The sequence below is a fragment of the Flavitalea antarctica genome (assembly GCF_054461535.1).
The window spans coordinates 549,335-575,633 of record NZ_JBTLQG010000001.1 but is presented as its reverse complement, the minus strand read 5'-3'; the positions used below and the strand labels follow the sequence as shown (position 1 = coordinate 575,633).

At 44.1% G+C, this 26,299-nt stretch carries 16 protein-coding genes; 6 read left to right on the top strand and 10 right to left on the bottom strand.

Annotated elements, in window-relative coordinates; all coding sequences use genetic code 11:
* Nucleotides 1-39 precede the first annotated feature (39 nt).
* The 3 genes from ACX0G7_RS01945 (at nucleotide 40) to ACX0G7_RS01935 (ending at nucleotide 2,556) form a co-directional block, all read left to right on the top strand.
* Nucleotides 40-1,068: a sensor histidine kinase gene (locus tag ACX0G7_RS01945; RefSeq protein ID WP_458921723.1), complete on the top strand. Its 1,029-nt coding sequence runs from the start codon at nucleotides 40-42 to the stop codon at nucleotides 1,066-1,068.
* A 5-nt stretch (nucleotides 1,069-1,073) separates the two neighbouring features.
* Nucleotides 1,074-1,835, top strand: coding sequence for a LytR/AlgR family response regulator transcription factor (locus ACX0G7_RS01940; protein ID WP_458921722.1), 762 nt, complete (start codon nucleotides 1,074-1,076; stop codon nucleotides 1,833-1,835).
* A 214-nt stretch (nucleotides 1,836-2,049) separates the two neighbouring features.
* Complete coding sequence (locus ACX0G7_RS01935) at nucleotides 2,050-2,556, top strand: fasciclin domain-containing protein (RefSeq protein WP_458921721.1); 507 nt, start codon at nucleotides 2,050-2,052, stop codon at nucleotides 2,554-2,556.
* A gap of 90 nt (nucleotides 2,557-2,646) precedes the next feature.
* Here ACX0G7_RS01935 and ACX0G7_RS01930 read toward each other — a convergent pair whose 3' ends face one another.
* The 7 genes from ACX0G7_RS01930 to ACX0G7_RS01900 all read right to left on the bottom strand — a co-directional run bounded on the left by ACX0G7_RS01930 (nucleotide 2,647) and on the right by ACX0G7_RS01900 (nucleotide 15,139).
* A complete protein-coding gene (locus ACX0G7_RS01930; protein ID WP_458921720.1) occupies nucleotides 2,647-3,639 on the bottom strand; it encodes an amidohydrolase family protein in 993 nt (330 codons plus the stop codon).
* Nucleotides 3,640-3,691: 52 nt separating this feature from the next.
* Nucleotides 3,692-6,115, bottom strand: coding sequence for an ABC transporter permease (locus ACX0G7_RS01925; RefSeq protein ID WP_458921719.1), 2,424 nt, complete (start codon nucleotides 6,113-6,115; stop codon nucleotides 3,692-3,694).
* Between the two features lie 518 nt (nucleotides 6,116-6,633).
* Nucleotides 6,634-7,023, bottom strand: a complete 390-nt coding sequence (locus ACX0G7_RS01920; RefSeq protein ID WP_458921718.1) for a hypothetical protein — start codon at nucleotides 7,021-7,023, stop codon at nucleotides 6,634-6,636.
* A 6-nt stretch (nucleotides 7,024-7,029) separates the two neighbouring features.
* Complete coding sequence (locus tag ACX0G7_RS01915; protein ID WP_458921717.1) at nucleotides 7,030-11,136, bottom strand: beta strand repeat-containing protein; 4,107 nt, start codon at nucleotides 11,134-11,136, stop codon at nucleotides 7,030-7,032.
* A gap of 45 nt (nucleotides 11,137-11,181) precedes the next feature.
* The gene (locus tag ACX0G7_RS01910; protein WP_458921716.1) at nucleotides 11,182-11,706 is read right to left on the bottom strand and encodes a T9SS type A sorting domain-containing protein; all 525 of its coding nucleotides are present in this window, start codon (nucleotides 11,704-11,706) and stop codon (nucleotides 11,182-11,184) included.
* Nucleotides 11,707-11,802: 96 nt separating this feature from the next.
* On the bottom strand, nucleotides 11,803-13,758 hold the full coding sequence (locus tag ACX0G7_RS01905; RefSeq protein ID WP_458921715.1) for a T9SS type A sorting domain-containing protein: 1,956 nt from the start codon (nucleotides 13,756-13,758) through the stop codon (nucleotides 11,803-11,805).
* 685 nt (nucleotides 13,759-14,443) lie between these two features.
* Nucleotides 14,444-15,139, bottom strand: a complete 696-nt coding sequence (locus ACX0G7_RS01900; RefSeq protein ID WP_458921714.1) for a hypothetical protein — start codon at nucleotides 15,137-15,139, stop codon at nucleotides 14,444-14,446.
* Nucleotides 15,140-15,373: 234 nt separating this feature from the next.
* Between ACX0G7_RS01900 and ACX0G7_RS01895 the strand changes: the two genes are divergently transcribed.
* The 3 genes from ACX0G7_RS01895 to ACX0G7_RS01885 are packed head-to-tail and all read left to right on the top strand — an operon-like array spanning nucleotide 15,374 to nucleotide 23,873.
* Nucleotides 15,374-20,353: a translocation/assembly module TamB domain-containing protein gene (locus tag ACX0G7_RS01895; protein WP_458921713.1), complete on the top strand. Its 4,980-nt coding sequence runs from the start codon at nucleotides 15,374-15,376 to the stop codon at nucleotides 20,351-20,353.
* Complete coding sequence (gene tamL / locus ACX0G7_RS01890; RefSeq protein ID WP_458921712.1) at nucleotides 20,350-22,635, top strand: translocation and assembly module lipoprotein TamL; 2,286 nt, start codon at nucleotides 20,350-20,352, stop codon at nucleotides 22,633-22,635. The genes ACX0G7_RS01895 and tamL overlap by 4 nt, the downstream gene beginning before the upstream one ends.
* 41 nt (nucleotides 22,636-22,676) lie before the next feature.
* Complete coding sequence (locus ACX0G7_RS01885) at nucleotides 22,677-23,873, top strand: amidohydrolase family protein (RefSeq protein WP_458921711.1); 1,197 nt, start codon at nucleotides 22,677-22,679, stop codon at nucleotides 23,871-23,873.
* Here the strand turns inward: ACX0G7_RS01885 and ACX0G7_RS01880 are convergent.
* The 3 genes from ACX0G7_RS01880 to ACX0G7_RS01870 all read right to left on the bottom strand — a co-directional run bounded on the left by ACX0G7_RS01880 (nucleotide 23,837) and on the right by ACX0G7_RS01870 (nucleotide 26,104).
* Nucleotides 23,837-24,139 (bottom strand): hypothetical protein, encoded by a 303-nt coding sequence (locus ACX0G7_RS01880; RefSeq protein ID WP_458921710.1) that lies wholly within the window; start codon nucleotides 24,137-24,139, stop codon nucleotides 23,837-23,839. The genes ACX0G7_RS01885 and ACX0G7_RS01880 overlap by 37 nt on opposite strands.
* 116 nt (nucleotides 24,140-24,255) lie before the next feature.
* Entirely contained in the window at nucleotides 24,256-24,846 is a 591-nt protein-coding gene (locus ACX0G7_RS01875) for a Crp/Fnr family transcriptional regulator (protein WP_458921709.1), read from the bottom strand.
* Between the two features lie 133 nt (nucleotides 24,847-24,979).
* Nucleotides 24,980-26,104 (bottom strand): DUF2652 domain-containing protein, encoded by a 1,125-nt coding sequence (locus tag ACX0G7_RS01870; RefSeq protein WP_458921708.1) that lies wholly within the window; start codon nucleotides 26,102-26,104, stop codon nucleotides 24,980-24,982.
* Nucleotides 26,105-26,299: the final 195 nt, after the last annotated feature.

Here is a 26,299-nt window from a genome sequence, read left to right as displayed (position 1 = left end):
CAGCGCCCCTAAAGGCGCTGATGTTTCAATCAAAACTGAATGTTTGCCCACCGTTACCGGTATTTATTTATTCTAATGTTGAGTTGTTATACACTCATTAATACACTGTTGTGTGAGGTGTATTTTTATTTCAGGATTCCGGTATCATGGTATCATGCACTGTTTACTATCACCGGCATTACCTTTATAGTCTGGGAAGGAAACCGGTTACTGGAACGGATTCTGTGGAAGATGATTCCTTCGGGCGGTCATAAAATAAAATTTGTTATTTATTTTTTTCTTGCAGGTAACGTGCTGGCTGGCCTGGCCACTCTATTGATGGTCTCCCTCACCGGGGTGTTTTTGCTCGGTTTGCCAATTAGTGAAAATGTTCAGCCTTTTAAACTGAATCTTATTTATGCTACCCTGGCAAATCTTTTCCTGCATCTGTTGAACACCATCTTTCTTTATTTTAATGATTATAAAACACAATGGATGGAGGCCGAGGAGCTCAGGCGGATCAGCAGCCAGGCCCAACTTCAGCTCATCAGGAACCAGGTTAATCCCCATTTTCTTTTTAATAACCTGAATGTGCTTTCTTCAATGGTAATCCAGGATAACCCGGATGCGAATCATTTTATAGAAGAGTTTTCAAAAGTGTACCGTTATATTCTGAGTAACCAGGAATCCGAACTGGTGCTGTTGAGATCTGAGCTTGAAGTAATCGGACCATATATCTTTTTGCTTGAAAAACGATTCGCCAGTGGGCTCAGGGTCGATATCAATATTGAGAATCACTATAAGGACCAGTACATTATTCCCGTCGCGTTGCAAATGTTGATCGAAAATGCCATCAAACATAACGTTATCTCACTTGCAAAACCATTACGGATCAGGATTTTCGTGTCAGGTAATACGTTCCTTACGGTCAGCAACAACCTGCAACCGAAGCAGTCGATCGAGCCATCAACACAGATTGGTTTGCAAAACATCAGCAAAAGATACCATCTTCTGAATGGTAGTGATATAAAAATCAATAAAACATCTGAGCAATTTGAAATATCCATCCCATTGCTCGAGGTAAACTAATTTATATGCAGGTATTAATTGTTGAGGATGAAGTGCTGGCCGCGGGTCGCTTACAGATCCTGCTGAAGGAGTATGACAGTTCCATTGAGGTTGCTGCTGTTCTTCAAAGCATAGAGGAGACAGTACAATACCTCAATACCCATGCTCATCCCGATCTGCTTTTGTTAGATATATCACTTGCGGATGGTTGTAGTTTTGAAATTTTCAAAAGGATCACCATTCAGAAGCCAGTGATCTTTACAACGGCATACAATCATTATGCAATCGAAGCTTTTTCGGTGTTTAGTATTCATTATCTTCTTAAGCCATTGACGCTGGAAGCGCTGGCTGGCGCGATGCAGAAATATGAAAGCCTGGCTAATCATTTCCCGCCTGCAGATTTTCCGGTGGTTTTATCGAGGCTGACCAATGTCAATACATCAAACTACAAATCGCGGTTCCTTGTAAAACTTGGTCAGAAGCTCATCTTTGTTGACACAGCTTGTGTTCATCTTTTTGAGGCCGATAATAAGATTGTGTACCTGCAGGATCATGAAGGCAACCGTTATACCATCGACCAGACCTTGGAAAAATTGGAAGAAACGCTGGACCCACATAAGTTCTTCCGCGTTAACAGACGGTATCTCGTCAATATTGACGCGATTCAGCACATCCGGCCTTACTTTAATAATCGTCTGAAACTATGTGTTAAAGGAAATCTGCCTAAGGATGATCTTATCGTAAGCCGCGACCGCGTTTCACAATTCAGATCATGGGCAGAGACCTAATGCTGCTGACACCTCAAAAGCGGCGGTTCACTCCCGATATACACCACTTCGGTCTAAATGTGTAAACCCCGGGACCGTAAAGCTGTTATTCATACATGTTACAAGCATAGCGCTGAACATGTGATTAACATTCCGCATTGTACAACGGATCTGTCACTAACCCGGTATCTATATAATAACAATTTTTAAATTTTAAATTTTTAAAGCAAGCATTATGAAAAGGAAATTCATGTATTTAATGTTCAGTGTTTTCAGTTTTGGAGTATTAGTTGCGGCGACCAGCAAAACAAATGACAAATTTTATAACCAGTCAAAAGATGTTGTAGACATTGCTATAGGGTCGGCTGATCATGCCACACTGGTAGCAGCGGTGAAAGCTGCGGGGCTTGTAGAAACGCTGAAGGGTGCCGGTCCATTTACCGTGTTCGCTCCAACTAACGACGCGTTCGGAGCGCTCCCTGCAGGGGCTGTAGATGGCTTATTGCAGCCTGATAAAAAGCAGGATCTCACAAAGGTATTGACTTACCATGTTGTATCAGGTGCAGTAAAAGCTGCAGATTTGAAAGATGGACAAAAGATCAAAACTTTGCAAGGCGGTGAATTAATGGTACGTATCAAAGATGGTAAGGTGACGATCAATGGAGCAACTGTTACTGCTGCTGATCTTACGGGCTCCAATGGTGTAGTTCACGTGATCAACAAAGTATTGATGCCAAAATAAGGCAGTGTTGTGCAGATAGTATTTGTGTTGGTTAATATCAGGGTCGTTCATGCAGGGCGGCCCTTTTTTTATGCGATCAGGTAAAAACGATCACTTATATTTCGATTCATCCAACCTGAAAAAGCGAACAGCATTGTTGAAAAAAATGTCCCGCTTCTGATCGAATGACAGGTAATCAGCATTTTCAATGACGCCTATGGAAGTTTCCAGCAACTTTGGCCATACCATCAGATCTGTACCATAAAGAATGCGTTTGCCAAAGCCGGCCTGGACAATCCGTTTTATGTAGCCGTGAACTTCTGCTAAGGGATAGCTCCAGATCATGCCAGCTATGTCTACATAGACATACGCGTTGGCACCCATCAATGCAAGCATCGGCTCGATCATTGGGTAACCGGCATGCATCACCCAGATCTTCAGTTTGGGGTGTCTTGCCAATAGCTCTTCCAGCAGCAAAGGATTGCCCATCGACGCGCGGTATTTGGGATTGTTGATATTGATCGTGCCATTACCACCGGTGCCCATATGTATTCCAACCGGGATGTTTAATTTCTCTGCTGCCGCGAAGTAAGCATCTAATGAAGTGTCGCCTGGGGACATTCCCTGGTATTGGGGTGCTACTTCTCCCATTACTTTATAAAAGCCGGAAGACAGCGAGTCGGTAAATGCGACCACCGACATTTCTTTCGATGAACTTAAGCTGATGCTTGGAATAACCCGTCCCGGCACTTCCTTTTGCCAGTTGCGGATAATCCCGGCATCCCCGCTTGCAATAATGGTCATGTTCAGTCGCTTCATGGTTGCAACCAGGGAATCCTGGAATTCTTTATCGGTCCTGGCCGCCCTGAGTGGCGTGGCGCAATCGGTATTGATGAACACCGGGGCTGGCTGAGTTGGATCTCCTCCTGGCATGTTGCTTAAGAACCATGGGCACATATCGGCTGCAAAAGCCGGGTTCACCTTCATCGCGTGAACATGTACATCAATTATGGGTAGATGTGTTTTGGCTTTGTCCTGTGCATAGCTGAAAGATGTAAGCCAGAGGAACAATAAAGCTGCAAGGTTGAACGATCTTTGTGTCATAAACTTTGTTTGTGGTGACAATATCAGTTGGTTCCCATAACCCTGCATGTCTTTATTCTGTTCTCAAGCTGTTTACAGGATTTTGTCTTGCAGCTTTTATCGTATTCACACAAATTGTTAGTAGGGCAATGATCAACGCACCAATAGCTATAAGTCCAAACATCCACAATTGTAAACTGATCCTGTAAGGGAAGTCCTGTAACCAGGCATTCATTATCAACCATGAAACCGGGGTAGCGATCACGACAGCAATAAGAACAAGAATAACGAAATCCTTTGAGATCAGGAATGAAATGCTTTTAATACTTGCTCCCAATACTTTTCTAACCCCGATTTCCTTAACTCTCTGTTGAATAATCAGGAGTACCATAGCCAGCAATCCCATGCAGGATAACAAAGTGGAAACTCCGGCCGCAATACTGAAAACAACCGACATTGTTTGTTCTTCATCATACCAACGGGCCACATTGTCGTCTACATAAGTGCCACGAAATTCCACTCCGGGCTCCAGTTCAGCCATCGCTTCCTTTACCGCTTTCATTCCGGCGACAAGGTTCGTTGATGAAGTTTTTACGAAAAGATAATTCAACCGGTCCTTTTTATTCAAAGTCAGGGTAAGAGGCTGAATCTCTTCCCGCATTGAATACATGTGGAAATCGGGTATCACCCCGATCACATGCCAGGGTGTCGAATTGCTGTCCAGTCTTATATGTTGGCCAACAAGATTCTGTTTTCCAAACTGTTTTGCCGCAGATTCCGTCAGAACAACATTTTGAAGAGTATCGCCTGCAAAACCTTTCTGAAAATCGCGGCCGTCAATTAATTTCAACCCAAATGTTATCGCATAGTCATAATCAACAGATGCAAGAACAGTATGGATCTCTTTGCCTTCATAGTCAAAATTGATCGCGCTTTTTGTGCTTCGTCTGTCGAGGCCTTTGCCAATATTTACGCTGCTTCCGGTAACCGAAGCAATATGGGGATCAGATGCCAGTTTTAGTCTAAGTTTATCGACCGTGGCGTGTCCTTTATCAGGGTTAGAGAGAGGTACGCTGATAAGCTGCGTCGTTTCTATTCCAAGGTTAGCATTCTGAAGATGCTGAAACTGTTGATAGATAATATAAGTACAGCTGATCATTATACATGCTATTGTAAATTGTACCACGATCAGGGAATTCCGGAGAATACTCTTTCTTTTTATTGTGAGGTTTCCTTTTAATGTTTCTACAACCTTAAATCGCATCATTATCCAGGACGGATATCCACCTGCGATGAGTGACACGAACAATAACAAACCAGCGCCAAGTAGAAGAAAGTCTGGCTTCCACAATACTTCTGTAAAGGAATAGTTCAGGTTAAACTTCACCCCAACAGTGCCAATCAGTATGTGAACCAGCATTAGTGAAAGGACGAACGAGATTAAACACACGATAAAGCTTTCGCTCCAGAGTTGTGAAAAAAGTTTTGACCTTGCAGCGCCGAGGCATTTTCTGACACCGATCTCTTTGGTTCTTGTGAAAGCATTTGCAAGGTTGATGTTTATAAAATTAAAACTTGCAATCAGAATGATCAGCAGTCCTACTGTAAGAACGGAGTATACCTGTAAGGGGCTAACTGCCCGCCCGTGGTTCACCCTGGTAGAAAAATGTACCTCATCCATAGGAAGCAGCCTTGTGGCGAAAATATCACCTCGGCTATCCGGCCTGGCTCCTTTTGCCTGCAGGTCTTTATATTCTCTGGCGAGGTATTTCTGGTTGATTTGTTTCAGTTCCTTTTCAGCATCGCTGGCTGTTGCGCCGTCCTTCAACTGCACATAAATATTTTGAAATGAGTTTTCCCAGCTGTTTCTTCTTTGCGCATAATCACTCCGGTTTTCCACCCTTGTGAGTACTTCAAATTTTATTGATGAGTTATTTGGTATTTCTTTCAATACAGCACTAACGACCAGGTCCAGCAGATTATCGCCCATTTCCACTTTGATCGTTTTGCCCACAGGGTCAGCTTTCCCGAAAATCTTTTTTGCTACAGGTTCCGTTATAACAACATCCGTAAGTTCAGACAAGGGATTCGCCTTTGCTGACGTTATAACCGGGAAAGTGAACATGGAAAGAAAATCCGAACTCACGACAGTTACAGGGATATCAAGCTCTTTGTCTCCATAAAGAACTTTACTACCAGCATAGCCAACGGAAGACAATTTTTCGATAGCAGGAGCCTCTGCCCTGAATACCTGGGCAGGGGCAAAATCGAACTGATTATTTACCTGCTCTCCATTTTTTAAATTGTATACCTGGTAAGCCTGGTAAAGTTTTTTCCGCGCAACGTGAAATTTATCGGCGTTCAGCTGCCAGTAGACGGTCATGATCACGAGAATACCTATCGTAAATCCTATGATCAGACCGCCGATATTGATGGCTGTGTGAAGTTTATTTTTAACCAGATTTCTCCAGGCAATCTTGAAATAGTTGATGAGCATTTGCAGCTGTATTTATTAATTCTCAAAAATCCTGGTTACCCCAGATAAGGATTTTTTCCAATTAAAATGCCAAGTGCTCACTCTTTTGATTATGAAGGATTTATTGATAATGACGAAGTTGTAACGTTCGCTTTTAGCCCGGTTGTGTACGTTTTTGATACAGCCATTTATTAATCACGGGCGAGGGCAGGAGCCAGGTATTCGCATTGAGCGCAATTTAAGAATGCTCTTGCGATTGCGTCAGGCCAATACAGAAAGACACTACTGAGCGATGATATCCGCCATTGAGGAAAAAAGGAGCGTTGTCCGTTTGTGGTAAAGATGAAATTTTGTAGATATCCTGCGGAATAGATGAATGGCGCTATTCAGCCAGCGGTATGGCCGGCGCTTATTGCTCAAGGTTATGTGCAATAGAATATTTTGCCGGACACCAGGCCCGGGCGCACTTGCGTGTCAAACGTTATGCGGGACAACCCGGGGGATTGGTGTTTCAACTGCACGGTAACCCTCTGGCAGATCTATTGCCCTGTCACCACGCCTTCCTGGGGCGTAGGAACTACGGGCTTAACTGGCTTCTTGCGCTCTTCAAATTTTTGTTTTGGAATAACTGCGTTACTTGGCAGCTTTCTTTTTTCTTCTGGTTCCGTCGACTTAGGTGGAACAAAACCTACGTTTGGCCCCTCTTTAAAACGGGGAGTCCTGGCGTTCGGGATTTGTTGTTCACTGGCCAGATTTTTGGGATCCAATTTGTCAGATGAGGTAATTGGTTTAACCATCTGCCGGTTACGGACAACATTTGCATACAGTTCCGAGGCTGGCTTTTCACTGGCCTGCGCCACGGCAGTGAAGCCAAGGGAAAGAAATCCAACAGACATAACCGTGAATCTCAGGCTGAAATTTGATTTCATGATCAACTATTTAACACTGATTAGAACATTGATTTTTCCCACTCCTTGCTGATTATAATCCTGCAAGGCTTTTCCCAACACCTGGCCGACTTTTACTTTATCAATATCTGCTTTCATAGCAACTCCTGCCTGCGAAGATGTAACGATCAGGTCACCTCTTTTTATTATTCCACCATCAAGGCACACTTTCGTCGGGATGACACCAATGACTCCCATGGGTACCATTTTCTCCAATTCGTCCTGTTCCGCATTTTCCTCAGTAAGCATCACTCCCGGTCTTGTGGCATAAACGCCGGCGACGAGGGTAGAGTAGGCAGATGTTGATTTCTCGACTTTCCTATCTGAAGTTTCAGAAATGATCAGTACGTCGCCCGCTTCATATTGTGTCCGACTGCCCTCGACACCAAAGTATTCAGCAATATCGGCACCGCTTATCTGGGTTCCTCCGTTAAAATACGCTTTACCGGTATGGTCTATGCGGGCAACAGGTAAGTTATTGTGTTTAAATACTGCCAGGTTTCCAGTGCCGGATCCCTTAAGTTCAGCAACCAATGCGTTCCCGCCAGTGCTCCCCAGTCCATTGGCAACTGCAAGAATACCGATGCCTCCATTCGCGTTATTGAGACCTTTAACTCCTGCATATATATCATCGTTGCGGCCTATGACCCCACTTGAGATATTGCTGCTTGCGTAACCGAATACACCTTCGCCTCCTCCAAAATTGAAACCGGTAACCCCCGTGCCATCCGGATAATAAGTTGTTCCTGTTACACCGCTCCCGATCATTGCCATTGAACTTATCCCATTACCGCCACCGTTATGCGATACAAATAGTGCATCATTGTAATTATCTGGATTCGAGATGTCGAACGATGCAGCAGTTCCCTGATCACTGGTCGAAAAAATACCACTTCCCGAGATACTGCTACCATAAAGTCCGACGCCACTTATTGCAGATCCATACACCCCACTGCCGGTAACTGCAGAACCATAAACTCCCTGGCCGCCTGCTGCATGTGATCCCCAAACGCCAGACCCATTGGTTGTTGTGCCGCTATTGATCCCGCGCAAACCTGAGGCATATAAACCCGGGGTTATTGAGGTTATTTTTCCGACAATCGCAGATACATTGGCACTGTTGGAAGAATTAACTGTTTCAATCGCAGCACCTGAACCAGGATTGGTTATGGTGATTAAAGAAGTAGTAGCGGTCATTGCTCCGACATAAGGCAAGGTAAAGCCTCCGGTAAGATCGGTAGATGGCAACCATTGTGAGCCGTCAAACTTCAATACCTGGCCACTTGAGGGGGCAGTATTACTCACCGTTGTGCCCTGAAGCCTAGAAACACTCGGGTTAGGGTAAACGCCGGACAAATCGCCCGTAGCAGTGCCGGTAGGGGGTAAGGCTGTAGGAATAATACCTGCATCCAGCTTTGACAATGTTATAGTACCATCAGCGATTTTTGAAGTCGATATTGATCCATCAGCGATTTTTGAAGTAGATATTGATCCATCCGCAATTTTTCCGGTAGTGATCGCGCCATCGGCAATTTTTAACGTTGAGATGGAGTTGTCTGCAATTTTTGCTGTAGTGATTGCACCTGCAACGACTGTAGGATTAGGATAAGATCCCTCCAGGTCGCCACCAGCTGTTCCGGTTATTGGGAAACTGGTAGGGATAACACCCGGTGCCAGTTTTGATGCGGTGACTGCACCATCAGTAATTTTTGATGTTGAGATGGAATTGTCTGCAATTTTCGCTGTAGTGATTGCACCTGCAATGACTGTAGGATTAGGATAAGATCCCTCCAGGTCGCCACCGGCTGTTCCACTAACAGGTATGCTTGTGGGTATTACTCCCGGTGCCAGTTTTGCGGCTGTGATAGCGCCGTCGGCAATTTTATTAGTGGTGACGGCGTCATTAGCCAGCTTAGGAGTAATGATTGCTCCATTAGCAATTTTACTATTGGTGATAGCATTTGACGCGATATTCGGGTTTGGATAATTGCCACTTAAATCACCACCCGCTGAACCGGAAGGGAATGAACCTCCAACTATTAAACCGGGTGCTAATTTGCTTGCTGTAATTGATCCATCTTCTACTTTTGCTGTGCTCACTGATAAATCCGCAAGTTTCGTATTTGTGATTGCACCATCAGTAACCTTTGAAGATGTGATTGCACCATCGGCAACCTTTGAAGATGTTATAGCACCATCGGCAACCTTTGAAGATGAGACGGCATTTGAAGCAATCACGGGGTTTGGATAAGTTCCACTTAAATCACCACTTGCAGTACCCGTTGGAGGTAACGATGTAGGAATGACGCCCGCACCAAGCTTTGATGTTGTTATAGTTCCATCCGCGATCTTTGATGTTGTTATAGTTCCATCCGCGATTTTGGATGATGTAATGGCTCCATCCGCAATTTTTGTTGTTGTGATTGCGCTGGCCGCAACCGAAGGGCTTGGGTATGAGCCCTCCAGGTCTCCACTCGCAGTTCCGTTTATCGGCAAACTGGTAGGAATCACACCTGGGGCCAGTTTGGCTGCAGTGACCGATCCGTCAGTGATCTTGGAAGTTGAGACTGTGTTATCTGCAATTTTGGAAGTTGAGATTGAGTTGTCTGCAATTTTTGCTGTCGTGATTGAGTTGTCTGCGATTTTTGCTGTTGTGATTGCACCTGCAACAACCGAAGGATTTGGATATGTTCCCTCAAGATCGCCGCCTGCTGCTCCGCTTAGTGGTATGCTTGTGGGAATTACTCCTGGTGCTAGCTTTGATAAAGTAATTGCACCATCAGCAACCTTTGAAGTTGTTATTGCACCATCAGCAACCTTTGAAGTTGTTATAGCACCATCAGCAACCTTTGAAGTTGAGACGGCATCTGAAGCAATCACCGGGTTTGGATAAGTTCCACTTAAATCACCGCTTGCAGTACCCGTTGGAGCTAGAGACGTAGGAATGACGCCCGCACCAAGCTTTGATAATGTTATAGTACCATCCGCGATTTTGGATGATGTAATGGCCCCATCCGCAATTTTTGCTGTTGTGATTGCGCTGGCAGCAACCGAAGGGTTTGGGTATGTGCCCTCCAGGTCTCCACTCGCAGTTCCGTTTATCGGCAAACTGGTAGGAATCACACCGGGGGCCAGTTTGGCTGCAGTGACCGATCCGTCAGTGATCTTGGAAGTTGAGACAGTGTTATCTGCAATTTTGGAAGTTGAGATTGAGTTGTCTGCAATTTTTAATGTCGTGATTGAGTTGTCTGCAATTTTTGCTGTCGTGATTGAGTTATCTGCAATTTTTGCTGTTGTGATTGCACCTGCAACAACCAGAGGATTTGGATATGTTCCCTCAAGATCGCCGCCTGCTGCTCCGCTTAGTGGTATGCTTGTCGGAATTACTCCTGGTGCAAGCTTTGATAAAGTAATTGCACCATCGGCTACCTTTGAAGTTGTAACTCCACCATCAACAATCTTTGCTGTGGTGATAGCATCGGCAGCAATTTGCGGATTTGGATATATTCCTTGTAAGTCACCGCCAGCGTTGCCACTTACGGGTATACTTGCAGGTATTACGCCGCGTGCGAGTTTAGCGGCGGTGATTGAACTGTCGACTATATGTGATGTACCAATCGTATTGTGTGCGACTGTCGGATTAGGATAAGTTCCGGCAAGCCCACCGCTGGCTTTTCCGCTCGGCGCTGCACTGCCTGCAGCTAATGCATATGGTACACTCAGGAGTTGAGCAGTACCCATGTCAATCAATGAATTTCCCCCTCTGGGGTCAATTTCAACCTGGAGAAATTTGTTGCCTCCATTGGTCCAGCTCACTCCGGCCAATGTGCCTGTGACATCAGAGGCTCCGGTGCTCCCGATGGCAACGGTAAACATTCCAAAGTAATTTGTTTTCAGCGTCCGGCTTTCCTGGTAAACGATTTTCCCCGAAGCAGTACTATCGTGTATGGATAACCGTAAACGGATGCTTTGATCGGGGAGTACATTCCCAACCGAATTCCGCGCAACTCCCTGGTAATTAATCAGGGCGGGAGCTTGCCCCATCAGGTTAATTAAAAAAAACGAATGAATGAACAGAAGAACCAGCTTCTTCATAAAATTTGGATTTAAGGGTAGTTGATAGAATGTTTTTCTAACGGTCTATCTAAGTTTAATTATTTTATATGATCCTGTTTTCTTAGTGAATCCGGAATTGGGGCTTAGATTTATTTGAAGAAAATAAGCGCCATGCTGGTAAGCCGTCATATCTATCTTTTGAATATAACCATTCCCGTAACTTCTAAAGTCTTTCGTAAATAATTTATGTCCGTTAACATCAAACAACATCATTGTCACACGACCCTGATGCCTTGTCCGAAAATCCACTTCCAATACATTGTAAGTTGGATTTGGCAGGATGCGGATTTCCTCGTCGCCAAAAATTTGATTGGTATTGATTATGACCGGATCGTGAGTAAATGGTTGAAGAAATCCATTTGAAACAATATAACCAGGGCTTTCCATGGTGGTAACAAGTGCTGGCTCACCAACGCTCCAGTCAATAATATAATAACCTTTTTTATGTGAACCTCCTGCGCTGTTGATGACATCGGGTGCATTTGATTGTGCAAATACGTAAGATCCTGATGTTACAAGGGCGAAAACAAACATCGATCTGATTCTCATGGAATGGTAATTGGATTTTAAATAAACGATCTCATAGATAAAAAAGTATCACATATAAGTAAAACTTTAGTGATCATTTGGTTTCACTCAACATTCTTATTTTGTGAGCAACATCTTCTTTACAAAGCGATCATCTCCCATGATTACTGTCACAGAGTAAAGACCGGCCGGCCAGCTCTCTAAATCAGTAATGCTGATTACTGAATTTCCTTTTTGGATATTCACAATTTCAGTCCGCACCAGTCTGCCCTTTAAATCATAGATGAATAGCTGGCCCCTGTTATCCTTTGCCGAAGAAATAGTTATATTCATAACATCTCGTACCGGATTTGGATTAATTGAGACGACGTCTGTTTTATTTTCTACTAAAGACAAGCTGATCGCCTTGGTGTACTTTACGTTTCCATCTCTGTGTTTGATCTTCAGCCGGTAGTATAAGTGCGAAGTGGGCAACTCCTGCACATTGTCATTGATTCCATAATTCATAACCTGGGTGTGAGTCGAGTATGACTGTAGTGTTGACATTGGCTTAAATGACACACCATCCGAACTTCTTTCAATAACAAAATTAACTATATCCTGATTTTGGGTAACGGTCCAGTCTAACCGAACCTGCCGGTCGTAAACCCTTCCCCTGAAACCTGTAAGATTTGTTTCAAGAACACCACAGTTGGCATCGAAAGTAACAACCACTGTATCGGTCGCGTAAACGGAACAACCACTCTGCAACTGTTGAGTTACAATATAAGTTCCCGGGGCATTTACGTCTATTCCCTGTGCGGAAGTACTTCCTATAATATTTCCATCGGGGGTAGACCAGGTATATATGGAAGTTGAAATTGGGTTAGTGACTTCGATATGGCTTACACCGATAGCACCGCAAAAAAACGGGATATCAGCTGCTGTATTTGCCCTAGGCGCGAGAAAGAAATCGAATGGCCCAACAAAATCTTTTAAAGCCGCTGTAAAGGAGGTGGAAGCCCGGCTTTTTACCAGAACCCTGCGGAACGGCATACCGCAGGCATTTCCTCCTAATAAGGTGACCGGATCAAGACCAAGTTTGGTAAGGTTCACTGAAAATTCCATAAACTGGCCCGGAGTATAATCAGTTGCAACACTATTGTCACCTAACACTACCTGGAATGGTCCTGCCCAGGTGGCGACTTTACTTTCAAGTCCGGTATAAAAAACACCAGCTGTTTTGGGAAGTATGCCTGCGTAACCGTACTGCGAAGACGCTGTTGCTCCATCAAAACTGCCGGTCCAGCTAAAATCCTGGGGAACTATAGATAATGCAGCCCGATCCACCCAAATCCGGGGCTCCATTGCGGTAAGGATTGAGCTACTGAATTCTGCAGTGAAAATAATATCTCCCGGGACCGTGATGTTTCCGGAAGCATCAAATTGCCATCTTGTGTGTCCAGCGTCGGACCCATACCCATAAAATCTTTGGGAAGGTCTATCGTAATAAATATCTGTTTGGTACATTTCAAAATCGAAATACCTGGACCCCGTGGTGTTTTCGATTGACACTCCTCCAACCATCCACAATGAATCGGTGCCTGTAGTACCGAGCGCTCTCCTAACGTGTACGGCCATGTCCAGGATATCGTTTTTGTCCGGAATCGACTGCGCAACAGGAGTTGCCCAGTCCGCCGGACTCATCCCGTTCTTGCTTGCACCATTCGCAAAAATCGTGGAGTCATCCCCGTGATAGTCGCGGATAAAGACAGCATCGATTAATAACCGGTTTGTAATAGTTGTATAGGCCGGGTAACTCATCGTTCGGTAAAAGGGCAGCTTTCTGAAACTTGGATCTGTAGCATACCTGCTAACGATACTGGCCGCACCTGTGGTATCTATTACAAAAACACCGGAACCAGGCGTGCCGTTTCGAAACCAGTCGTCATTGAAAGTATTAAAGCCGTTTAAAGAATTCGCGCGGAGATCTCCATCAACTCCAAAGCTGGCTCTTAGCACCGGCGATGTTATTTGAGCGTTTGTGGACGTAAACGGAATCAGTAAACAAAACAGGGGTAGAAGTGTTTTCATGGTATCAGGATTTAATTGTGATATGATTTTGTTCAAAACATATCATTAAAGCTCTTTTTCAGACATTGCTGACACCCTTCCGAACTGACTACATGCTGTTCGTAAGAGTGTTAACTCAAAAATTGTAACCAATAGCCTTATCGACTATAAACAGATCGTGCATTTTGTTTAATTATAAATTGATCGGTGTTTCGTCGCCTGGTTTGTTCGCGCGTTAGTCACATTCCTGCACGGGTGATCAACATGTCGTTCTATCGGAAAAAATGATCCCCATACAAGTCCACGGGCATTGCCGGAGCTTGAAAGTAATTTGGGGAATGAACTGTATTGTCTTTTCATATTAGCATTAAGAGTGGGGATAAAGCTACACACCTTGTAAGTGGTTTGCAAAGTAAATCTACGGCCATGCTCACCGTAAAATCCGAAGAAACGGTTATTTGATTCAGCTATCTCACTTTAAAACGCTTGATGTCAATATAATGCAGTCTTAATTTTTTCTGACTTACAGCAATACCGACTAAATCTTTTGGTAAGCACCTGGGTGGGTAATTAAGACTTTCGAATTTTCATTCAACCGGAAGATGTCGTGCTGAGCTACGCAATGGCTGATTTGGCTGCTGCTACTTTTTTTGCTTGTCCAGGTGGCAGTTTTGTGTTGACAGAATGCGTATGATTCTGCCCAGGATCAAAAAAAGAGTTCTGCAAACTTACCTGCGAATATTTGCCATGGCCCCGACATCCTGTAATACCATAACAGTTTTTCAATCACCAGGACAATTAACACTATCGTATAGGGGGCCACCGGATTTTTTTTCACGATATCATAAATTAATAACGCAATTGTTATTACTATTGCTGCAGTATCCGTGTAAGTGATCGCGTCCCAAAGCGACACGCCAAAGCTGCTTATCAATGCTCTTCCAAAGCCGGGTCCGATCATCAGCAGTCCGGTCCCTATCATGAACCGCATATGATATGCCGTGGTTTTTCTGTAAGAAAGAGCCAGTACATAAAGCAGCGTGAAAAAGAAGAGTCCCCTGAGATCGAGAACCATAACGGCCCTGGCGAATTCAGGATTTTCCGCTCCCCGATGGTATCCAAGCTGTGCTATAAGGAATAAGTAAATTGTGATCAATGGCCCTATGATATAAGCAAGCTTGCCTATCATCCGGTGCGTCTTTATTCTTCCCGTCGCAATAAAAATGGGCTGCGCGATCAGCATGAATAACCAGGACATCATCAACCCACCATGTATATGATGGGTCATCTGGAATGATTTAAAGTCTGGAAATTCTACGGTGTAGGACCTGTGAAATCCCCAGAGAATTCCGACTAAGATCAGCACAAATAAAGCGCTGATGTTCTTATATGTTTTTTCCACTGCGGTTGGTTTGAGGGTTAAAATGCAGTTTCAGGACTATTAATATAGTCAATTCATCCGGCAATTTGACACCACTCCCGGTATTTCCGGAGAAAAAAGAGATACAGGGAAACGTAGGTCGTGCCCGTCAAACGTTTAGTCTGTGATTAACAGTTAAATGGATGATTATTATGGCCCATCAGCCGCCCGGGGTTAAAAATCGGTAACTTTAGTTGCAACATTGGCTATTCAATCATGTTACGGCGCTGGATAAGAAGAGGGTTAATTTTTGTCAGCATCATTATCATTTTATTGATTGGTGTCGTATTGTTTTTGCATACGGATGCTGGCCGATCAATTGTACAGAAGCAACTCCGGAATTTCCTCCGGGATAAGTGGAACACAGAGGTTGTGATCGGAAATGTTGATTATCGGCTGCCTTACTGGATTGCACTGGAAAAGGTGGCCGTGCTGGATAGAAAAAGTGATACCGTGCTTAACGCCGGTCGTATGTATGTTGGGATTAACTTATTGAAGCTACTGTCGAACAAGGTAGAGGTAACATCTGTAATTCTGGAAGATATCAATATTTATTGTGAGCGGGAACAAAGTGAGCGCTCGTTCAATTTCCAGTTTATTATAGACGCATTTGCACCCTCTTCCCGCAAGGCGCCATCCCCACCTGAACGTAGCCAGATGTATTTTTCAGTAAATGATCTCAGATTAAATAAGGTACGTTTAAGTTACCGGGACGAAAGAGATAAATTTTACTTCAACGCCTTCATCGACGAACTGACGGTTTTGCCGGCGGCTTTGAGTCCCGAAAACAATGAATTCAATTTTGATGATTTCATCCTCCAAAATACCGAAGTCGCGATCGTAGATTCCTCTGCTTTAGTATCGATTGACAAAGCGGATGCTGCCAACCGTGATCCTGCTCCTTTTCTGGCGGCATTGAGGAGATTAGAACTGCGGAATGTTGTTTTCTCATACAAAAGACCACGCTTTAACACTGAGTATTCGTTACGTGTCGACAACCTGAGACTTCGCCAGTTGCTATTCAACGTGGCACAAAGGGAAATTAATGCTGATAACCTCGCGTTAAGCGGTAGCTCGGTTTACCTCAGGGACCGAATGCTTTCACAAAAACAGGTAACAAACCCTCATGAGGGATCCCCGGGAAGTAGCGATAACAATACATGGAAATTTGCAGTCCAGGCTATCAGCTTATCTGACAATTCATTTGTTTACCAGGACGAGGTGAGTCCAAAACAAAGTGGCCTGGACCTTAAACATGTAAATTTGCAAAACATCCACTTATACACGACTAACAACACTTTTGATTCTTCGGGCGTGGGTTTGGATATCCATTCAGTATCACTGCTCTATAATAATCAATTGAACTTAAAAAAACTAAGTGGCAAAGCCCGGGTTTCCGACAGCCTTTTAAAACTCCAGGATCTTACGATTGCCTTCAATCAATCCAATCTTAACATTGATGGGGACCTAAGCTGGCCATTGTCACCGGATAAGTCGTTTGCCAATGCTTCTTCATTCCGGATCGATGATCTCTCCGTTGAATATCGCGATCTATTATTCTTCAAACCGGAGCTAAACAATCTGTTGCCTGTTTCGCTCTTACCATCTGACAAAATAAAGCTTACCGGGCATTTTTCAGGAACTTCATCTGGGGTAAAGGCCGAAAGACTAACGCTCTCCACCCCGGGCGGTCAGCTACATTTTACCGGTGATACCGAATTGAAGATAAACAACGGCGCGGCAGCTATCGATGCTCATTTTCACCAGTTGAGAGTAAGAAAACATTTACTTACAAAATCTCTTTTACAAAGTCTGCACGACAAAAATATTCAGCTGCCGGAAGAATTGTTAATCTCAGGTACAGCAAAATTAGCTTCTCAACAAATAATCGCAGATCTGAAACTAAACAGCGAATATGGGCAACTCCAGGTTAATGGTGTTGTAACAAACATTAAGGATCCTCAGTACCTGGGTTATGAATTGGACTTGTATGCCCGGGACTTTGAAACCGGAAAATGGATCGGGCTGGACTCGTCAATCGGAAAGATAACAGGTAATGTTTTAGTAAATGGCAAGGGGATAGAGCCAAAAAAAATGATAGCTACAGCCCAACTGCAACTGGCTTCAGCAGTTCTCAATAATTATCCCTTTGAAAACATCAACTTGTGGATCGGCTTGGATAAAGCGCTCTTTACGGTCCGTTCGGATATCGATGATCCTAATCTTAACACCGAAATTGACCTGGATGGTAGTATTGATCCGGGCTACTCTGTCCGTGGTAAAATCAGGGTTAAGAATGCTGATCTTTTTAGCATGGGAATTTTAGCTGATAGCTTTCAATATGCCGGCAACATCGCTGTTGAGGCAAGCTTCGACAGGCCCAATGAAATTAAGGCTTATCTCGGGTCAGACAGCAATACCGTCTTCATAAAGGGAAGACAAATATCAACAGAAAGCTTTTCCTTACGGGGTTATGCAGATAGTGATACCATGATGGTAAATGTCCTGGCACCATTTATGGAGGCTGAGTTGACAGGCAACTACCCGCTTGACTCATTGTCGTCACAACTTCTTTCCGTCTGGAGTGTGCTTCATCCGTTGAATGATACCATTGCGGCCAGCGAAGTGAGCCTCAATCCTGCAAAATACCAGACATCACTTGATGTAATCATTAAGCCGGACACTCTATTAAACACTGTTTTGCCCTGGCTTACGTTGAGCGAGCCATTATCATTGAATGCAAGGTATGCTTGCGGCGGGGATGACTCTGGTCTTGATATCAAACTAAGCGCTCCTGCAGTGTCATACGCCAATATCGACCTCCGCGACTGGAAGATCAATGCCAAACAGGAAGACTCCGTTTTGCAGTTCGTACTAACAGGCAGTCAACAGGTGATTGGCAAGGGCGAGCTGACGGAATCAGCTATAACAGGGCAAATTCAAAAAGGGTTGTTGACGGTGAAGGGGCAGGTTACCGACAGTACCGGGGGAAAATTATATGCGGCTGATCTGAAAGTACAAAGACAACTGAACGAAACCGTCATCCAATTGCAGGATGACCTGACCTTCAATCGCAACCATTGGAAGGTATCGCCGACCAATAAAATCCGCCTCGGGAAGGACGGCGTTATTATAAATGACATGGAATTGGAAAGCCGTCCGCAAAAAATAGTGATAAACACCAAAGAACAACAATTCACATCTCCAATTGAAATTCGCGTAGACAGCTTCGAGCTTCGCGATATGATGGCACTTCTTGCTCCCGGAGAAACGATTGGAGCCTCGGGAACGATCAACGCCAATTTCAGCATCAGGCAACCCATTGAAAAAATACCCGTGATTACAGGGGATATCAAAGCAACGAATCTTGCCCTGTTTGACTCACCACTTGGCGATTTTCTATTTCATTCATCGACAACCGGGGACAGCTTATTTTTTAATGGTCGCTTGTCGGGTGCAAACGAGCTGGACGTTAATGGCGGACTGCATCTAAAAGATGATGGTATCTACCTTAGATCGCATCTCAAAAAGTTCAACCTGGAAGTTGTTCAGGGCTTTACTAAAGATCTTTTTGCGGACCTGTCAGGAAAGATTGCGGCAGATCTGCAGGTGTCGGGGTCCCTGACCGCTCCAAAATACCAGGGCGTGATTGAACTCGACTCTACCAGATTCAAATTACTTGCTTTAAATACGCTTTACCGGATAGATGAACAGAAATTGCTGATCAATGATTCCGGTTTACAACTACAGCCATTTTCGATCACCGACTCGGGTGGAAATAAATTAAACATAAGTGGAAAGGTTGGCTTGTTTGCTGCAGGAGAGAAACCAGTGGACCTGGCTATTGATGCGAAAAACTTTATGCTCCTGAACGCGGTTCAAAATCCGGACGTTTCTTTGTACGGGCGGGGAATAATTGATGCGAACCTATCTGTGAAGGGGGCTGTTGATGCACCGACGATTGTGGGTGATGCTCATCTCCGGCATCATAGTCAGATTCATTTGATTTCAGGAAACAATAGCAAAGTGAGGAAAACCCGTACGGATGGTATCAGGTTCGTGGACATTGATACGATTAGTTCGGCCACAACCGAAATGACAGCTTTGGCAGTTGACTCGGGTAATACCAAAACGAAGCAGAGGCGTGGCCTTGACTTTGACCTGGATTTGAAGGTGGATAAGGATGCCCAATTCAATATTGTCCTCGATCCTTCAACAGATGACGAGTTATCAGTGAGCGGTGATGCGCGGTTACAGGCGGGTTTACTTGACAATGGAAAGGTTGGAATTGAAGGATTGTACAACCTGCAGTCAGGTTACTACAAAATAAATAACCTTTTGCTTCGGGGAAAATTTATGTTGGTAAAGGGAAGTTCCATTTCGTTCAGCGGAGACCCTTCCCTGGCAGATGCAGATATAACATCGGAATACATAGTTGAAGCCAGTCCGAAAGGTCTGTTAAATGACAAGGATAGCGATGACCCCGCTTACTCACAACGGGTTCCCTTTGGTGTCATATTATCCATGAAGGGTCCGGTTTCCAGGCCGGCACTCTTATTCGACATACAACTCAGGCCAGGCAAAGGAGTACTGAAGAGTTCGGTTAAATCCGATGTTGAACATGCACTGGATAGATTGCGTACCGATGCCGCTGAAATGAACAAACAGGTGTTTTCTTTGCTACTGACCAAACGCTTTGCTGTAACATCCGGATACAATGCACTTGAAAGCAGCAACCTGAATGCCAGTAATGCCTTAAAAGAAGGGGTGAGCAGCTTTTTAACGGAGGCCATGAACCAGGCGGCTGATCAAATGATAAAAGGAGTGGACGTTGATGTGAATATGAAAACATATAAAACCGACGATGATCCTATATCAAAAACCGACCTTGGTGTTGCAGTGTCAAAAGGGCTTATGGAAGATCGTTTGATAATCAGGATAGAAGAAAACTTCCCGGTAGGCAATTCATCTATTCCCGCCAAAAGCGGCTCTCAGTATATTCCTGATATCACCAGCACTTATAAGTTGTCAAAGGATGGCAGGTTTCAGTTAAAAGGCTACCAGAAAAATGAGTACGATGCTGTTGTGCAGGGATATTTTACTGAAATCGGTGTCAATTTCACGATAGAGGTTTCTTATGAAAAGTTCCGGGAGATTGTGAAGCGCAGGAAAAATCTGACCGATGAGAAGAGATGAGTCGAACACTTATCCATATGGCCTGGGTTTGCCTGCTGACAGGCTTTACATCCTGTGGTGTATCCCGCTACCTTCCGCCAGGCGAAAAACTTTATGACGGTGCTTCGATAAAAATCAAGAAAGAGCCGGAAGTTAAAACCAGCGAAAAGGCTTTGAAAAGCAAGTTAGCTTCGCTCGCAAGGCCCAAACGAAACAAGCAGATTTTTGATCAGCCATATAAAGTCTGGTGGTGGTATAAAATCGGGCCATCCAAAAAAGGTAAAGGTTTCAAAACCTGGCTACGCAATGCTCTCGGCGATCCGCCGGTATTGACCGCAGATCTGAATCCGTTACTCAACGCCAAAAACATGGAAACGCTTTTGGAAAGCGAAGGCTACTTTAATAGTAGGGTGGAGGTTGACAGCTCATTTAAGAAAAACGAGATCAGGCTACATTACCATGCTTCAGTAACATCTCCATACTATTTTGGGCCGATTGCCTGGCGCCTCGATAGCAGCCGGTTAACTACACATCTCCTTGAGTTACCGCTCGGAAACTCGTTACTCAAAACCGGTGAACAATATGATGAACAAAAACTTAAAGCAGAAAAGGAGCGTTTAGCGAAGTTATTGAAAGGTAAAGGGTACTATTATTTTGAAGCGGCGCATTTGCTGGCATATATAGATACTAATCAAAACAACCAATCCGCTGCTGTTTATCTTGCATTGAACGAACCAGTAGCTGCGAGCGCAAAGATCCCGTTCACCATTAACAGTATTGTTGTACAAACCCCTTTTACCACCTTTGATCCCTTGCCTGACCAGGTCGTACAAACGCTTCCCCAACAGGACGGCATTTACATTTATGATGCAAATGATAAGTTTAAGCGTGATGTTTTTTCACGATCAATTACTTTTCGTAAAGGAAATATCTACTCGATAAACGACCAGAATAAAACACAGACCCGCTTGAACAGTCTGGGCGCTTTCCGCTTTGTAAAGCCTGAATTTTCCAGGGTAACAGATAGCTCCGATCTGTTAAATGTCAATTACTTCATGGCGCCTTACCAGAAACGCAAGCTACAGACTGAGATTGGTGGTTTTACAAGGAGTAACAATTATACCGGCGGTCAGTTAAGTGTTCAGTGGGCTAATAAGAATCTTTTTAAACGCGCGGAAAGTCTCGTTATCAAAGCCACAGGATCATTCGAGTTAACTCCAAATGATTCGCTCCAGGATAATAACAACTGGCGTATTGGTTTAGAGGCTACACTGAATATACCAAGGTTCCTGGCTCCATTTACGGTAGGCCGCAAATCTGCGTTTTTTCCAAGAACAAGTTTCCCGTTGAGCTTCGACTGGGTGCGGCACCAGGGCCTTTACACTGAAAAATATTTCAATGCCCGATATGAATTAAGCTGGCGTGATTCCGCCAACAGGGAATTCCGGCTAACTCCATTAAGTCTTACCATCACGAACACTGCAAACTTTACGAACACGTTTGATGCGTTGCAAAAGATTGATACTACTTTACAGTATGCCCTGCCGACTTTCATTATCCCGTCATTTGGATTTCAATATATCGTTACAAAGAGTTCTGCCAAAAGACATTCTACATTTCTGCATACCGGCATTGACCTGGCAGGCAATATTCTCGGGTTCGTCAAAGGGAACAACGGATATTTTTCCACCAAGGTCGCGGACGCTTATTTTGCTCAATTTGTAAAAGCTGCCCTTGATTTCCGGTATTATTATAAGTTGAAAAAAGATCTGACCCTGGCCAACCGGTTTTTTATCGGTGCCGGTTACCCGTATGGCAATTCCCCATTCCTGCCTTTTTCTCGGCAGTTTATCATTGGTGGTGCCAACAGCCTTCGCGGGTTTCTTCCGCGACGACTCGGCCCGGGTAGTGCACAGCCCACGGAGATACAGCAAAGTTCTTTTCCGCAGATTGGCGGGGATTACAAACTGGAATTAAATACTGAACTGCGCACTTCACTTGGCGGTCGATTAAAGGGCGCAGTATTTGTTGATGCAGGTAACATATGGATGAAAGATACCGTGCTCTATAAATCGGCAGGACAGCTCACGCGGGATTTTTATAAGCAGATCGCGGTGGACGCCGGGGTGGGGATCAGGGTAGACGCCAGTATCATTGTCATCCGCCTGGACCTTGCCATTCCATTTTATAAACCATGGCTTGATGAAGGGCAACGCTGGACTTTCAACGCCTTCAAGCCTGGCGATCCCGCCTGGCGAAGGGACAACTTCATCTGGAATTTTGCGCTGGGTTATCCATTTTGAACCTGTGATGCTACATGACATTGCACCATAAACCAAAGTCTATGCGGATAAATTTTTTAAGGAGGCTATCTTATTTGTTTTTTGCCGGTATCGTTTCTTCATGTAATGGATCGGGACAGAATGAAAGTCAAAACGCGTTTTATACTATCGCCGATTTTTATAAAGTCGATAAGCTTGATGCACACGTTCACATCAACACTTTCGATACCTTATTAATCAACCTGGCCCGGCAAAATAACTTTCGCCTGGTTAGTCTTAACGTTGTCGCACCCGGGTACCCGTCTTTGCCGGATCAACAGGAATTTGCCGTACAACATCTGCGGAATTTTCCAGAAAGATTGGCTTATGCCACCAGTTTTGATATGGAAGGATTTGACAAACCGGGTTGGCAAAAACGGGCTTTGGATTACCTTGACAGCTCATTCAAAAATGGCGCGATAGCGGTTAAAGTATGGAAAAACATCGGTATGCAATTAAAAGACAGCGCCGGACGGTTCATTATGATCGACCATCCACGTTTTGATACCATTTTTGATTTTATCGAATCACAACATAAAACATTGGTCGGCCATATCGGTGAACCCAAAAACTGCTGGCTTCCACTGGATCAGATGACGGTGAAAAATGATAGGAATTATTTCAGTAGAAACCCGCAATATCATATGTACCTGCATCCTGAATTTCCTTCCTATGACGACCAGTTAACCGCACGTGATAATGTATTAAGAAAGCACCCGGATCTTAAATTTGTCGGTGCTCACCTGGGAAGCCTGGAATGGAGCGTCGATGCTTTGGCCGCCAGGTTGGACAGTTTCCCAAATATGCTGGTAGATATGGCGGCAAGAATTTCACATTTGCAGTACCAGGCAAAGTCTGATCGCGAAAAAGTAATCGGCTTTTTTGAGAAATACCAGGACAGGTTGATCTATGCTACTGATTTAGTAATCGATGACAAAAGCAACAAGGAAGATTTTACCAGGCGCTGCAATAGTACCTGGATGAATCACTGGAAATTTTTTACATCTGATGAAACTATGGAGGCGCCTGAAGTTGAAGGGAACTTCCAGGCCCTGCACCTGCCGCGCAATATCGTTGACAAAATATATCGTATCAATGCAGGTAAAGGGTTTAACACGGCTTCGGTTCCACCTACTGATCTAAATCCAATGGATTATCTTACATCATCTAAGTATGTAGAATTTTATGACGCCGCATCGGGTACCTCTTCTAAACTATAATAGATCTTCAACCCGCGTTCTGTTGCTACTCTTACATCTTCATCTGCTCCTTTGGATGCTCCTGGTAGGCGGAGTATTGCATCACACTTTTCCAGAAGCCTATGAGCAACCGGATATTGAATTTCTTCCCAGGCTTCATCACCGGGTTTCTTCGAGCCCGCAAGCCTGATCAGTGGCAGGGCAACCCATTCGCCGATCATCGGAATATGACCTTTTCTGAACAGGGGCAACGCGGCCGATTCAAGGTGATCTAAATTTTGTCGCATTAGGGTCGGGTCGTCGTTAGTGCCGCTTCTGTACGGTCCTGCAATAAGGATAATCATATGTAAAGATAAATTTCAACAAAGGACGATACTTATTTATAAATAAAACTTAAGGTATCTTAAGAACGTTCTTTTTTTGATTTGTTTTTCCTGATAGCGCTCAAAAATTCAGGCGTGATGCCGAGATAGGAGGCAATCTGTTTTTGTGTAATAGCATTTGCGATATGCGGATACTTCAGCAGGAAGCTCTCATACCTTTGTTCTGAAGATAAAGACAGGTTTTCAATTACTCTCAACTGTTCGCGTGTATAGGCATTTTGCATAAGTATCCTGAAAAACCTTTCAAACTTCGGGACCTTGAGATAGAGCAATTCCAGGTCCACCTTGCTCAATTGATACAGGCAGCTGTCTTCGATGGCTTCTATATTGACCATTGCAGGCTTTTCATTCAAAAAGCAATACATATCGGTAATCCACCAATCTGCTATCGCAAACATCATGGTTGATTCCTTACTTTGCTTATCAACATGAAACGCTCTGAGCGTCCCGCTGTGAACAAAATATATATGTTTACAGATTTGGCCCTCTTTCAAAACATAGGTCTTTTTTGCTATGTTTTTACTCTTAAGCAGAGACAAGAAAAAGCTCTTTTCTTCTGAATCAAGGTTGATATGCCTGGCAACATTATTCAAAATAGAATCATCGGTCATCTGTCAAAGATATAAGGTAGCTGCATTAAAACGGTAAGGATGAGTTCACATGATTAACTCGTTCTGGCAGGGGGCAGTTCTTGGATAAGTAGTGATATAATGAAGTAGAATGAAGGGAAAGCTGGTTTACGGCTCAGGACTTTTGGAAAGCGGGATCAAAAAAGGAACCTTGCATCCCTTCACAATAAGTCTTCAGCGCTGCACTTAGCGTTTCCATGTATAAGGAGACTGCAGTTTTGATGTTGTCTACGACCGGTGTATCGTCTGCATTCATTGAACGATACAAGAAGTTACAAGTATCATCATCAACCTTTTCAAAGTAAAATTCATGTATGAGGGAGACAGCCATACCCGGTATGAGACAACTTTCTGCATACAAGATCCCCTCTTCAGTCAATGTCATGTTAAGAGGTGAAATTACACTTTCGTGATTATCAAATGAGCACTGGTGAATACTTCCGACATATACGCCGGGTGCGGCCTGTTCCACTTTTTTCAGACCCGGCATCCATTCCGAACGCCCCGGTATGTTCATCATCACCATATAGACATCCCGGAAGTTTGCGCCAATGCGCGACTGTGTATATGCTGTATTGTCTTTTCGATAAGAATTCGGGCTACTCAGTCCGGGGTTTTTCTGCCTGATCGCATTCAGTTCGGTAAAATGAAATCCAACTTCCCCCAGGGAGCTGTAATGTTCAGACGACCTGACCCATTCCATACCGTGCTCATCGGCTGCATCGGGGACCTGTTGCAAAAGTTTTTCTGTTATCAGCAGGTATTCATGATTATCTATTCCATTTTTCAATAAACGGTGAGCCACTATCACATCAGTGCCCGAATGTTTTACGAAACGTCCGACTTTTATTTCGGCGACAGGACCGTGATGAACAATAAACTTAACGTTTAGTTGCCCGATACAAAGGCAGGCTCCGCAGGGGCAAACGCTATGTTTCTGTATCCACTCGCGCTGCGCATGGAAAGAATTCAAGATCTTCACGCAGGTGTCGAGAATCTCCTTTTTCAAAGGGGCTGGTCCTTTTCTGATCATCAACACTGCATCACCTTCAATCTCGGCTATTTCGTATTCATTGCCGATCGGTGCGATAATAGCATCAATCAACATGTTAATAGCCTGTGATCCATGACTTAATTCAGTTGTGGTCATAAATTTGGTGAAACCGCTAATATCAGGGATCAGTATAGTTGCGTTGGTGGTGTCCATAAAGATCAGGGGATGGATAACTAAGTTAAACAAAAAACAGCGAGTCTCGTTTTCCTGGTGGAGCGGATCGAAAAATTTCTACTTCGAAGTTTCATAGCAACATCTTGAGATAACCCGGCACTTACCTTAAATGCCTTATTGACGATAGTTTTACCTTGCTGATCCTGATGGGTATCTCCGGGGTTTTGTGAAACGTTACTGATGAGGGTCATCCGGCAACCTAATAAA